This is a genomic window from Thermomonas mangrovi, from assembly GCF_028201335.1.
In the GTDB taxonomy this organism is placed as follows: Bacteria; Pseudomonadota; Gammaproteobacteria; order Xanthomonadales; family Xanthomonadaceae; genus Thermomonas; species Thermomonas mangrovi.
In genome coordinates this window covers 128,970-141,486 of record NZ_JAPEVV010000008.1, presented here as the reverse complement: position 1 = coordinate 141,486, position 12,517 = coordinate 128,970, and the positions used below count along the sequence as shown (strand labels likewise).

The window sequence follows — 12,517 nt, the reverse complement described above, 5'->3', positions numbered from 1 at the left end:
TGCGCTGTTACCCTGCGCCGATGATCCGCATCGTCATGGCCGACGACCACGCCATCGTTCGCGCCGGTTTCCGCGCCCTCATCGAGCAGGAGCCAGGTTTCGGGATCGTGGCCGAATGCAGCGCCATCGCAGACACGCGCGAGGCCGTGCTGTTGCAGCATCCGGACGTGCTGGTGCTGGATCTGTCGCTGCCGGGAGGCGGGTTGTCGCTGGTACCGGAGCTCCGCGAGGCGCTACCGGACATGGCCATCCTGGTGTTGAGCATGCACGACCACGAGCCCTGGATTTCGGAGGCGCTGCGACGCGGCGTGACTGGCTACGTGACCAAGGGCGCGGCATCCGACGAGTTGGTGGCCGCGCTGCGCGCCGTCGCCGCAGGTCAGCCCTATCTCAGCAGCGACCTGCAGCAGCCGGCCGCGCCGCGTGCCGGGCTGGAGGCGTTGAGCGAGCGCGAGCAGGAAGTGTTCCTGCGTCTGGCGCGGGGGGAACCCCCCAAACAGGCGGCCATCGAGATGGGTATCAGCGACAAGACGGTGTACCTGCACCGCGCCTCGCTGCGCGCCAAGCTCGGCGTCAACAACGACCTGGCCTTGCACAAGCTGGCGCTGGAACGGGGCCTGCTGGGCTGATCAGCCCTCGCGAAGCGTGCCGGGATCCCCGCGTTCCCGCGACGCGACCAGCGCGTTCGCGGTCATGTCGCCGGTGACATTGCCGACCGTCGCCAGCACGTCCGGGATCGCATCCACCGCCATCAGCACCGGCAGCGGTGCGATCGGCAGGCCCATGGCCTGGGTCACCGGCAGGTTGGTGGCGAGGAAGATTGCCTGCCCGGGCAGGCCCACCGAGCCCATGCTGACCAGCACCGACAAGGCCACGCCGGTGGCGAGCTGCGCGGCGGTGAGGTCCACGCCGAGCGCCCAGGCGATGAAGCTGGCGGTGGCCAGGTACTGGATCGGCGAGGTGATGCGGAACAGCGAGACCGCCATCGGCAGCACCAGCCCGGACACGCGCTGCGGGAAGCCGAGCCGGCGCTCGGCGCTGTCGAGCATCGCCGGCAGCGTCGCCAGCGAGGACTGGGTGCTGGCGGCGACCGCCTGCACCGGCGCGAGCCCGGCCATGAAATGCGCCAGCCGCTGCCGACCAACGACCACCGCCACCGCGACCAGCAACACCGTCGCCAGCAGGTAGAGCGCGCATTCCAGCAGCACGTAGATGCCCAGCGCCTGCAGCACGCCCAGGCCCGCACGCGCGGTCAGCGACAGCACCAGCGCGAAGATGCCGACCGGCGCCGCCCACAGCACCCAGCGCACGATCACGATCATCGCCTCGCTGACGGCCTTGAAGAAACCGACCACCTGGGTGCGCTGCGCGGCCTCGATCCGGGTCAGGGCGAAGCCGAAGAACAGGGCGAAGGTGACCAGCGGCAGCATCGCGCCGGCCGCAGCCGCGGCGACCGCGTTGCTCGGCACGATCGCCAGCAGCGCATCCGCCCAGCCGCCGGTCGCGGCGGGGAGTTCGGCCTCGTGCCCGCGCAACGCCGCGGCCACCGCCGGGTCGGGCTGCAACAGCGAGAGTGCCATCGGCGCGAGCACCGCGGTCATCGCCGCCGCCGCGGTCAGCAGGACCACGAAGGTCAGGATCGCGCGGCGCGCCACGCGCCCGGACTGCGCGGCGTCGCTGGCCTGGTTCACGCCGACGATCACCAGCGCCAGCACCAGCGGTACCACGGTCATCTGCAAGGCGTTGAGCCAGAGCTTGCCGAACGGCTGCACCAGGTCGGCGACCTGCACGCCGAGCGCCGGCGCCTGCCAGGCCAGCAGGATGCCGACCACCACGCCGGCCACCAGGCCGGCCATCACCCGCGCGGTCTGGCTCATCGGGTGGCCTCCGCACGGTCGATGTCGGGCAGCCGCCAGGCGCCCTTGAGCGCTTCGTACTGCGCGCGCGGCAGGGTCACGAACACCGGGTGCCGGCGCGCGTCCAGCCAGGCCAGCAGCGGCGCCATGGCGTCGGGGGCCATCGCCGTGCAGCCGGCGGTCGCCTCGCCCGGCGCCTTCCACAGGTGGGCGAAGATGCAGCTGCCGCCGTTCGCCACGGCGCCGTCGCGGTTGTGTTCGATCACGAAGCCCTCGCGGTAGCGTTGGTCGCCGTCGGCATGCAGGTCGCGGCGCATCGGTTCGGTGGACTGGTCGAGCCCCGCGGCCTTGGCGACGCTGCGGTCGACGATCCGGTTGTACATCGGCGAGGCCGGCACGTCGATGCACCAGTCGTTCGCGGTCATCGCCCGGTAGGGCAGGCCGGTGCGCACGCCCGCGGCATAGCCGAAGGCGGTGCCGATCGCGAACACGCCCGCGGGCGCCTTGCCGTCGCCCTCGCGCTTGACCGGGCCGTCGCTGCGCGCGGCATGCAGGCCGATGCCCCAGGCGGTGCCGGTGCGGCCCACGGTGATCGGCGCGGCATCGCCGACCTGTCGCCAGCCGTCGCCCGCGCGCTCGAAGCGGCGCAACTCGCCGCCGGTCGCATCCCAGTCGGCGGTGGTGACCAGCACCAGTTGGCCGGCTTCGGCCCACGGCGCGGCATCGGTGGACGCGGGCAGTCGGTGGCTGCACGCGGTCGCCAGGACCAGCGACAGGAGCAGGGGAGCGGTCCGGCGGATCGTCATGCGCAAGTTCCGGGAAGGGATGGCGGGAATGCTAGGGGAAAAGCGGCGATGCGGTCCGGCAGGTTGCCGGATCTCATGTCGCATGCAGCGCGGCGATGCGCTCCAGCGCGTCCTGCAGGCGCTCGCGGCACGCCTCGTCGGCTTCGCACAGGCGGATGTAGAGGCGGTCGAGCAGGTGTTGCTGCGCGGCGCGGTACAGCAGCGGGGCGACGTAAGCGCGGTCATCGTGCGCCGATACCAGCAGCGCGTGGTCGGCATGGGCGCGCAGCGGGTTGGCGCTGTGCCGGGTCACGGTGACGATGGGGCCGCCCCCTTGGGCACGGAACTGGCGCTGCAGCTGGGCCAGCGCCGGCTGGCTGCCGTGTTCGGAGAACAGCAGGAGCACGTCGCCGGGGCGAGTCGCGCCGAGGTGGGCGGCCATGTGCGCGGGGTCGGCTTCATGCACCGTGCGCAGGCCCAGCAAGCCCAACTGCTGCGCAAACGCGCGTGCGGGCAGGGCATCGTCGCCGGTGCCGAACGCGTAGCGCGTGCCGGCCTGGCCGATCGCGCGCGCCACCGCGTCCAGGGTGTCGGCGGGATTGATCAGCCGCGTGGCTTCCTCGGCCTCGGACTTGCGCGCCCACAGGCCGTAGCGCAGGGCGGGTGCTTCCGCCGCATGGGCATCGCCGCTGGCGGCGGGCCCGCTGTCGGCACGGACCACCGCTTCGCTGATCGAGAGCTTGAGGTCCGGGTAGCCCTTGAAGCCGAGCTTCTGGCAGAACTTCACCACGCTGGACTGACTGATCCCCAGCGCGTTGGCGAGTTGTTGCGACGAATAGTCGCGCAGCAGCTGTGCGTTCTCGAGGATGAAGTCGGCGATGCGTCGCTCGATCGCCGACATCCGGTCGCGCTCGGCGCGGATCCTCACCAGCGCGGTCATCTCGCGCCTGCCTCAGGCCGCCAGTTCGGCAGCGGGCGCGAGCCCGTCGATGGCGCGGATGCCGAGGCCCGGCGCATCGGTGATGGTGATCTCCGATTCGTTGAACAGCACGCCGCCGGCAACCGGGTCATGGCGGCAGAGCGAGGGACCGTCGAGGTCGACCTTGCTGATCACGTCGGACTTCGCGACCGCCAGGTGGACCGCGGCGGCCACGCCGATGCTGGATTCCAGCATGCAGCCGATCATGCAGTCGACGCCGTACATGCCGCAGATGTCCGCCAGCCGCACCGCGTTGGAGATGCCGCCGGTCTTCATCAGCTTGATGTTGACGATGTCGGCGGCGCGCATGCGGATCAGCTCGATCACCTCGCGCGGGCCGAACACGCTCTCGTCCGCCATCACCGGGGTGTGCACGCGCTCGGTAACGTAGCGCAGGCCGGCGAGGTCGTGCGCCTTGACCGGCTGTTCCACCAGCTCCAGCTTGACCCCCGCGTCCTCCAGCGTCTGCAGGGCGAACACCGCCTGCTTGGCGGTCCAGCCCTGGTTGGCGTCCAGGCGCAGCAGCGCGCGGCCCTCGACCGCGGCATGGATCGCCTTGGTGCGCTCGATGTCCAGGCCGATGTCCTTGCCCACCTTGATCTTCAACGACTCGAAGCCGCGGTCCACCGCCGCTAGCGAGTCCGCGACCATCTTGTCGATGTAGTCGACGCTGATCGTGATGTCGGTGGTGATCACCGGGTCGCCGCCGCCGAGCAGCTTGTACAGCGGCGCGCCGTACAACTGGCCCCAGAGGTCGTGCACCGCGATCTCCACCGCCGCCTTGGCGCTGGTGTTCTTCTCCATCGCCCCCTGGATGAGGTGGGTGATCCGGTTGAGGTTGGCGATCTCCAGGCCGACCAGTCGCGGCGCGATGTAGTGGCGCACCGCCTCCATGATCGAGCCGTGGGTGTCGCCGGTGATCACGGCGGTCGCGGGCGCGCTGCCGTAGCCCACGTGGCCGGTGTCGGTATGCACCATCACCACCACGTCCTCGACCTGCTCCACGGTGCGCAGGGCGGTCTTGAACGGCGTCTTCAGCGGCACGCGCAGCATGCCGAAGCGGATATCGCGGATCTTCATGGTGGCGTGGTTACCCGGACAATATTCGTGATGCGGTCGACGTAGTCGTGGTCCTTGCCGAAGCGCAGCGGCAGCAGCGGCGTGAGCGACACGCCGTTGAGTCGCATCGAACGCAGTTCCCCGCTGGAGTCGAGGTAGCTGCCGCCGCTGGTATCGTGGATGACGTAGGGCATGCCGTCGATGCGGCCGGCGAACATCATCACGTGCCCCGGGATGTAGATCAGGTCGCCGACATCCAGCGCGGCGACCGCGGCCATGCGCTCCGCACGCGATGCCGTGGGTTCGAAGCGCGTGCGCGCGAACACCGGGCTGACCGCCTGGTCGCTGGTGTTGCGCGGCAGTTGCACGCCCATGCTGCGGTAGACCTCGGACACGAAGCCGCTGCAGTCGCGGCCGTTGTAACTGTGGCCCCAGCCGTAGCGCTCGCCGAGAAACTTGAACGCCTGCCGCAGCAGGTTGGCGCGGGTCAGCGGGAGGTAGTCGCCGGCGGTGTCCGCAATCCGCGGCATCAGCGCGGGCGCGAAGCCGAGTCGCCCATCGGCATCACGCACCGGCAGGTCGAGGATCCATGCCGCGTACGGATGCTGGCCATTGACCGGCGCATCGGGCGCGGCCGGCGCCAGCGGGATGCGGGTGCCCATGTCCAGCTGCAGTTCGGATAGGCGCGGTTCCTCGCGGGTGAACACGGTGCGCGGCTTGGCGCCGGTGACCACGCGGTAGGGCGCGCGCGTCGCATGGGCGAGCACGGTGGCGCGGTCGCCCTCGGCGATGGCCTCGGCCTCCACCCATGCTGCGTAGCGCGGGCTGACCACGAACCGCCACTTGCCATCGGCGCTCGCGTGCACGACGACCAGTGGATCGCCAGGGAACAGGGCGCTCTCCTGGAAGCGGTCGATGTCGGTCTCGCCCTGGCTGCTGAACACCCGCAACGTGGTCGGGAAGGCGCGCAGCGCCGCCCGGCGCACCGCCATGCCGTAGCGGGTCGGCTGCTGGTCCGGGATCGCGGCCATCGCGCGATTGCCGGCGAAGCCCGCCAGCGTGTCCGCGGGGATGGGCTTGCCGGCTTCGTCCCACAGTGCCCGGGTCGGCGGCGACGCGAGATCCTCGATCCACGCGGCGACCTGGGCCCGGGGCAGGGTCGCCGGCAGTGCGGCGATGTCGTGCATCGATGCGTCTTCGCGCAGCAGGCGCGCGTTGCGCGCGTCGATCGCGGCGCGATCCATGAGCACCGTGTCCGCGTCCGCGGTGCGCGCGACCCAGAATTCGGCATCGAGGTACGCCTCCTGCACCCCGATCACGCCGCTGGGTGGTACTTGCCACGCGCTGCCGCCGCTCTGGTCGCGCGCGGCCGCGTGCGGGCCGCCGAGGGCGATCGCCAGGGCGAAGGCCAGCCAGCCGACCTTGCCGAACCGACGTGGACCGCTTTGTTGAGTGCGCATGTTCCTCCCCATGTCCCAGCTTGCCATGCCGCTGTCGGGCCGGGTATTCAGGCTTTCAATGAATACGTGATGCCATTGCGTTATACGACAAGAATAAATTATTGACCACCTCGCGACTGCGTGATACACAAGCCGGGAAACGCGGATCGTCTGGGGGACGTCCTGTTGGAAACCACGCTACGCGCCTTCGGGGTCATCGGCATGCTGGCCGGTTGGATCGGCGCGCGACGCCCGCGGCGTCCCCGCCACGCCTCCGCGCCGTGCCTGCATGCATCGCGCCTGCATCCGTCCTGGTTCGGCCAGGCGGCCACTTCCGCTTTCCGCCCATCCGCATCGCCGTCGGTGTCCGTCGGCGGCCCTTCCGTCGTGCCTCGTCCGGAGTGAACCCATGAGTCGTCGTCGCCACCTGCGCAAAACCGCCCTCGCGTTCGCGACGGGTCTCTGCCTGTCCACCCTGGCCATCGCGCCCGCGCTGGCGCAGAGCGCCACCGGCGCGGTCGCCGGACGGGCCACCAGCGGCGACGAGATCGTGGTCACCAATGTCGCGACCGGGGCCACGCGCACGGTGACCGCCGGTGGCGATGGTGGCTATCGGCTGGCCCAGTTGCCGGTCGGCGATTACCGGCTGCAGGTGCGTCGCGGCGGGCAGGACGTGGGCAGCGCGCACGTGGTGGTGGTGTCGCTGGGGGGCACCACCAACGTCAACCTCGGTGGCGACGGCAGCGTGACCAACCTCGCCGCGGTGGAAGTGGTCGGTTCGGCGGTGATCAACCGGGTCGACGTCTATTCCACCGAGACCGCCACCAACGTGACCCGCGAGGAGATCGCGCGCATCCCCGTGGACCAGACGCTGGGCTCGGTCGCCCTGCTGGCCCCCGGCGTGATCGGCGGCAATTCGTCGTTCGGCGGCATTTCCTTCGGTGGTTCGTCGGTGGCCGAGAACTCGATCTTCATCAATGGCCTGAACGTCACCGACTTCTATCGTCGCCAGGGCTTCTCGACGGCACCCTTCGCGTTCTACGACGAGTTCCAGGTCAAGACCGGTGGCTATTCAGTCGAGTTCGGGCGCAGCACCGGCGGCGTGATCAACGCCGTCACCCGGCGGGGCAGCAATGAATTCAAGGGTGGGATCCAAACCACATTCGAACCATCGGCATGGCGGGCGGAGGCCGACGACCACTACTACGCGGACGGGTCGGTGAACGTCCGCAGCAGCCAGGATCGCCAAAGCTTCAACAAGGCCAACGTGTGGGGATCGGGCCCGCTGATCAAGGACAAGCTGTTCCTGTTCGCGATGTACGAGTGGCGCGAAAATCCGTCGCGCTTCACCAACGCCTCCGGCAGCAGCCTGAGCGTGCGCGACTCGAGCAACGGCTTCTGGGGCGGCAAGCTGGACTGGCAGGTCAACGACGACCACCTGCTGGAGCTGCTGGCGTTCTCCGATGCGGGCGACTCGCTGACCAAGGTCTATGCCTACAACTTCGACACCGGAACGGTGGGAAGCGCGGCGCCGAGCGAGTCGACCTCCTCTGGCGGCGGCAAGAGCGGCTCGATCACCTACACAGGCCACTTCGGCGAGAACTTCACGGCGCGGGCGATGTACGGCATCAACCGTTCCAGTGCGTTCACCCGCTCGCCGGCCGACGGCCTGTGCGACTGGGTCACCTACAACAATGCCTCCTACGGATCGGTCTATCGGGCGATGGGCAGCCCGGTGCTGGGCTGCCACCCCGGTTCGAACGTGGTGAGCCACGAGGACGAGCGCAAGGCCAAGCGCCTCGACTTCGAGTGGACGCTCGGCGACCACCTGCTGCGCTTCGGCTGGGACCACGAGTTGATGACGACGGACCGGGTCACGTTCTACCCGGGCAGCGGCAAGCAGTACACGGCCTATGGCCGCACCAGCGCCACCCAGGTGCTCGACAACGGCACGCCGTTGCCGATCGGCGTCAATGCCTTCCTGATGGCGCGCGAACGGGCCGATGGTGGCGTGTTCGACATCGAGGCGAGCGCCTGGTACCTCGAGGACGTCTGGAACGTAACGCCGAGCTTGCTGCTCAACGTCGGCGTGCGCGTGGACAACTTCCTCAACAAGACCGCCGCGGGCGGGACGTTCATCGAGCTGGACAAGCTGGTGTCGCCGCGCCTCGGCTTCTCGTGGGACGTGAAGGGCGATGGCAGCACGAAGCTGTTCGGCAACCTCGGGCGCTACTACCAGCCGGTGCCGAGCATCGTCAGCTACAACTTCGCCGGCGGCCTGCTCGACGAACGCACGTTCTACGTCCTCGATGGCTGGCGCGCGGCGACCAATCCGGTGACCGGCGCGCCCTACATGGAGCCCATCGTCGGCGCGCAGATCGGGCCGGTGGACGACCAGTTCAACCTCAGCGTGCGCGACCTCCGCCAGAGCGTGGATCGCGACCTCGACGCGGTCTACCAGGACGAGGCGATCCTCGGCTTCCAGACCATGATCAACCAGGCCTGGTCGTGGGGCGTCAATGCCACGTACCGGCGCATGCCGAACGCGATGGACGACGTCCGCATCAATGCGTTGTGCGGCGTCCGCCATGGCACCCTGTTCCCGATCGCCAACCCCGGCGACAAGCTCACGCTGTGGGGCACGACGGCGCTCGGATGTGCGCAGGACGGGTGGGTCACCATCGATACGTCGAAGGAAGGCTACATGACCTCGACGACCAACCAGATCGTGGGCTACTCGGCGCCGAAGCGGACCTACACGGCCGTGGAGTTCCAGGTCGACCGCGCCTGGGACGGGAAGTGGGCGTTCAATGCCTCCTACCTGTGGTCGCGGTCCGAGGGCAACCACGAGGGGCCGGTGAACTCGGACACCAACTACGGCGACACCGGCATGGTCCAGCACTGGGACCACCCGGCGAACAACCAGGACTACGGCCCGCTCTTCAACGACCGTACCCACCAGATCAAGCTGCGGGGCAGCTACGAACTCAACGACATGTGGTCCTTCGGCGCGACCCTCGTCGCCCAGTCCGGCGGTCCGATCAATGCGTTCGGCGTGACCTGGCCGAACGACTCGCTGGCTGCGGGCAGCGTGACCTCCATCGGTTCCGGTGGCGGTTCGTTCTGGCACTGCATCCCGCCCGCGGGCCTGCCCAATTGCTCGACGGTCCCCGTCGCCAACCGCGTCTACGAGTACGCGGGACGTGGCTGGGGCGGTCGCCTGCCCTGGACCTACAACCTGGGCGCGAACGTGACCTGGACCCTGCCGGTGCCCGAGGTCGACCTGAAGCTGCGCCTGTCGGTCTTCAACTTGCTGGACCAGCAGCGCGTGATCAACGTCAGCCAGCGTTACGAAGCCCAACCTGGCCAGGTGCGTCCGACCTGGAACACCGGCACCCGCTGGCAGTCGCCACGCTATGCGCAGCTGGTGATGACCTGGAACTTCTGACGGCACCGTGACCACCGGGCCGGCGACGGCCCGGAGCATTTCCCCTGGGGCGGTCCGGTGGTCGGGCCGCCGCTTTTTTTGGTACGAACATGCAAACGGATGCCCCCGACATGCGGACCCTGGCTGGCGTCGACCTGGCGGCGCTGGCGCAACGCGAGGGCACGCCGCTGTACGTGTATTCGACGCCGGCGATCCTGGCGCGGGCGCGCGCCCTGCAGTCCGCGCTGGCCGGGCTGGATGCGGGGATCTGCTACGCGGTCAAGGCCAACGGCAACCGCGCGCTGCTGGCCTTGCTGGCGGGCGAGGGGATCGGCGCCGACATCGTGTCCGGTGGCGAGTTGCGGCGGGCACTGGCCGCCGGGATCCCGGCGGACCGGATCGTGTTCTCCGGGGTCGGCAAGTCCGCGGGCGAGATCGATGCCGCGCTGCAGGCCGGGATCGCGCGCTTCAACCTGGAGTCGCGGCCGGAACTCGACCTGCTGCAGGCGCGTGCACGCGCGCTCGGCGTGTGCGCGCATGCCTCGGTCCGGATCAACCCGGACGTCGATGCGCGGACCCACGCGAAGATCTCCACCGGACGCGCGGAGAACAAGTTCGGGGTGTCGATCGCCGAGGCGCATGCCTGGTTCGATGCCGGCGCCACCTGGCCGGACGTACACCTGGATGGGCTGCACATGCACATCGGCTCGCAACTGCTGGACCTCGCGCCGGTCCGCGAGGCGCTGGCGCGGATGGCCGGGGCGTGGCGCGACCTCGCGGCGGCCGGCCATCGGCTTTCCTGCATCGACGTCGGTGGCGGGTTGGGCGTGCGCTACCGCGAAGGCGAGCACGCGCCCGCCGCCGTCGACTACGTGGCCGCGATCCGCGAGGCGCTGGCGGGGTTCGATGGCAGGTTGCTGGTGGAGCCGGGCCGCTGGCTGGTGGCGGAAGCCGGCGTGCTGCTGTCGCGGGTGCTGCTGGTGAAGGAGGGCGCGTCGCGACGGTTCCTGGTGCTGGACGCGGCGATGAACGACCTGCTGCGGCCGAGCCTCTACGACGCCTGGCACGACATCGTCCCGCTGGTCGACAGCGGCCGCGAGCGGCTGGCCTACGACGTGGTCGGCCCGGTGTGCGAGACCGGCGACACCTTCGCCATCGACCGCAGCTTGCCGCGCTGCGAGGCCGGCGACCTCGTCGCCATCCTCGGGGCCGGCGCCTACGGGGCATCGATGGCCTCCAACTACAACTCGCGCCCGTTGCCGGCGGAGGTCATGGTCGACGGCGGCCGCTACGCGCTGGTCCGCCGGCGGCAGGACTTCGATGCGATGATCGCCGGTGAGTGCTTCGCGACCGACTGGACGACTGCATGACCTCGGCTCCTCGCTGGTTCCTTGCCTTGCTGCTGCTGGCGCTGGCGCTGCCTGCCGCTGCAGTTGCCCGGACCCCACCCGCCACGCCCAGCCCCGAGGCGATCGATGCGGCGGTGCGCGCGACCATCGCGCGCTACCAGTTGCCCGGCATCGCGGTCGGCGTGGTCGCCGATGGCAAGGTGGTGTACGCCCGCGGCCATGGCGAGACGGTGGCCGGCAGTGGCCAGCCGGTGACCGGCGCGACGCTGTTCAAGATCGCATCGAACAGCAAGGCGATGACCGCCGCCGTCCTGGCGCGCCTGGTCCAGCAGGGCAAGCTCGATTGGGACGACCCGGTGGTGAAGCACCTGCCGGCGTTCGCGATGCACGACCCGTGGGTCACCCGCAACATGACGGTGCGCGACCTGCTGGTGCACAACAGCGGCCTGCCGGAGGGCGGCGGCGACCTGATGCTGTGGCCCGAACCCAACCTATTCACCCGCGACGACATCGTCCGCGGCCTGCGCCACATCCCGCCGGCCTACGGGTTCCGCGCCGGCTACGCCTACGACAACCTGCTGTACGTGGTCGCCGGGCAGGTGGCGGCCGCAGCGGGCGGGGCGTCGTACGAGGAGCTTGTCCGTCGCGAACTGTTCGCGCCGCTGGGCCTGGCCGGATGCCGGGTCGGTACCTTCCGCCTGGCCGATGCCGGCAGCGTGGCGCAGCCGCATGCGCGGGTCGACGGGCGCAACGTGCTGACCCGCGCGGATGCCGACCTCGTCCCGGAGATCGCCTCCGCACCGGCGGGCGGCATCCGCTGCACGCTCGACGACATGCTGGCGTGGATGCGCAACTGGTTGGCGCCCGATGCATCCCAGCTGGCCTGGCTGGGCCCGGTGCAGCGTGCCGAAATGTGGAAGGCGCGCACGCCGATGCCGATTTCCGCCTTGCGCAAGCGCTGGGACGACACCCATTACTACGCCTATGCCTACGGCTTCCGGGTCGCCGATGCCGATGGCGAATGGACCGTGTCGCACACCGGCACCTTGGGCGGCATGTACTCGATGATGCTGCTGCTGCCGGATCGTCGCTCGGGCTTCGTGTTCATGATCAATGGCGAGGGCGGCAATGCCCGCACCGTGCTCGGCGAGGTGCTGCTCAAGCTGTTCACCGCGCCGGACGCCTCGCTGGGCGTGGACGGCTATGCCGACGACCTCGCGCGTCCCGTTGCCCCGACGGCCGTCGCCTCCACCAGGCCGGCGCTGCCCGACATCGCCACGCGCGTCCCGGTGTCCGCGGCGCAGATGCACGGGTGGCTCGGCACCTGGCGCGACCCGTGGTTCGGCGAGGTGCGCATCTGCGCGGCCGGCGACGGGGTCGAGTGGCGCGCGTCGAAGTCGCCGCGGATGCACGGCCGCATCAGCCTGCTCGCTGGCCGGCATTTCCTGCACTGGGACGACGAAGCGGTGGACGAGGACGCCTGGCTGGACTTCAGCGGCAGCGGCGACGCACGCAGCCTGCGCATGGCCAAGCGCAACCCGGAGGGCGACTTCAGTTCGGACTACGAACACCTGGCCTTCACCCGGGTGGGCGGTTGTGACTAGGCGTGGCCTCGCCCTGTCC

Annotated in this window: 9 protein-coding genes; 4 read left to right on the top strand and 5 right to left on the bottom strand. The window is 69.9% G+C overall.

The window, feature by feature from the left end; all coding sequences use genetic code 11:
• Window positions 1-20 precede the first annotated feature (20 nt).
• Window positions 21-629 (top strand): response regulator, encoded by a 609-nt coding sequence (locus tag ON759_RS12360; RefSeq protein WP_271680696.1) that lies wholly within the window; start codon window positions 21-23, stop codon window positions 627-629.
• Here the strand turns inward: ON759_RS12360 and ON759_RS12355 are convergent, their stop codons facing one another.
• The 5 genes from ON759_RS12355 to ON759_RS12335 all read right to left on the bottom strand — a co-directional run bounded on the left by ON759_RS12355 (window position 630) and on the right by ON759_RS12335 (window position 6,139).
• A complete protein-coding gene (locus ON759_RS12355; protein ID WP_271680695.1) occupies window positions 630-1,877 on the bottom strand; it encodes a dicarboxylate/amino acid:cation symporter in 1,248 nt (415 codons plus the stop codon).
• Complete coding sequence (locus ON759_RS12350) at window positions 1,874-2,662, bottom strand: L,D-transpeptidase family protein (protein WP_271680694.1); 789 nt, start codon at window positions 2,660-2,662, stop codon at window positions 1,874-1,876. The genes ON759_RS12355 and ON759_RS12350 overlap by 4 nt, the downstream gene beginning before the upstream one ends.
• Before the next feature lie 73 nt (window positions 2,663-2,735).
• Window positions 2,736-3,581: a MurR/RpiR family transcriptional regulator gene (locus ON759_RS12345; protein WP_271680693.1), complete on the bottom strand. Its 846-nt coding sequence runs from the start codon at window positions 3,579-3,581 to the stop codon at window positions 2,736-2,738.
• Between the two features lie 12 nt (window positions 3,582-3,593).
• Complete coding sequence (locus tag ON759_RS12340; RefSeq protein ID WP_271680692.1) at window positions 3,594-4,700, bottom strand: dipeptide epimerase; 1,107 nt, start codon at window positions 4,698-4,700, stop codon at window positions 3,594-3,596.
• A complete protein-coding gene (locus tag ON759_RS12335) occupies window positions 4,697-6,139 on the bottom strand; it encodes a C40 family peptidase (protein ID WP_271680691.1) in 1,443 nt (480 codons plus the stop codon). Before ON759_RS12335 ends, ON759_RS12340 begins: the two co-directional genes overlap by 4 nt.
• 388 nt (window positions 6,140-6,527) lie before the next feature.
• Between ON759_RS12335 and ON759_RS12330 the strand changes: the two genes are divergently transcribed.
• The 3 genes from ON759_RS12330 to ON759_RS12320 all read left to right on the top strand — a co-directional run bounded on the left by ON759_RS12330 (window position 6,528) and on the right by ON759_RS12320 (window position 12,498).
• Complete coding sequence (locus ON759_RS12330; protein WP_271680690.1) at window positions 6,528-9,566, top strand: TonB-dependent receptor; 3,039 nt, start codon at window positions 6,528-6,530, stop codon at window positions 9,564-9,566.
• A 110-nt stretch (window positions 9,567-9,676) separates the two neighbouring features.
• Window positions 9,677-10,915: a diaminopimelate decarboxylase gene (gene lysA, locus ON759_RS12325; RefSeq protein WP_271680689.1), complete on the top strand. Its 1,239-nt coding sequence runs from the start codon at window positions 9,677-9,679 to the stop codon at window positions 10,913-10,915.
• A complete protein-coding gene (locus tag ON759_RS12320; protein WP_271680688.1) occupies window positions 10,912-12,498 on the top strand; it encodes a serine hydrolase in 1,587 nt (528 codons plus the stop codon). Before lysA ends, ON759_RS12320 begins: the two co-directional genes overlap by 4 nt.
• Window positions 12,499-12,517: the final 19 nt, after the last annotated feature.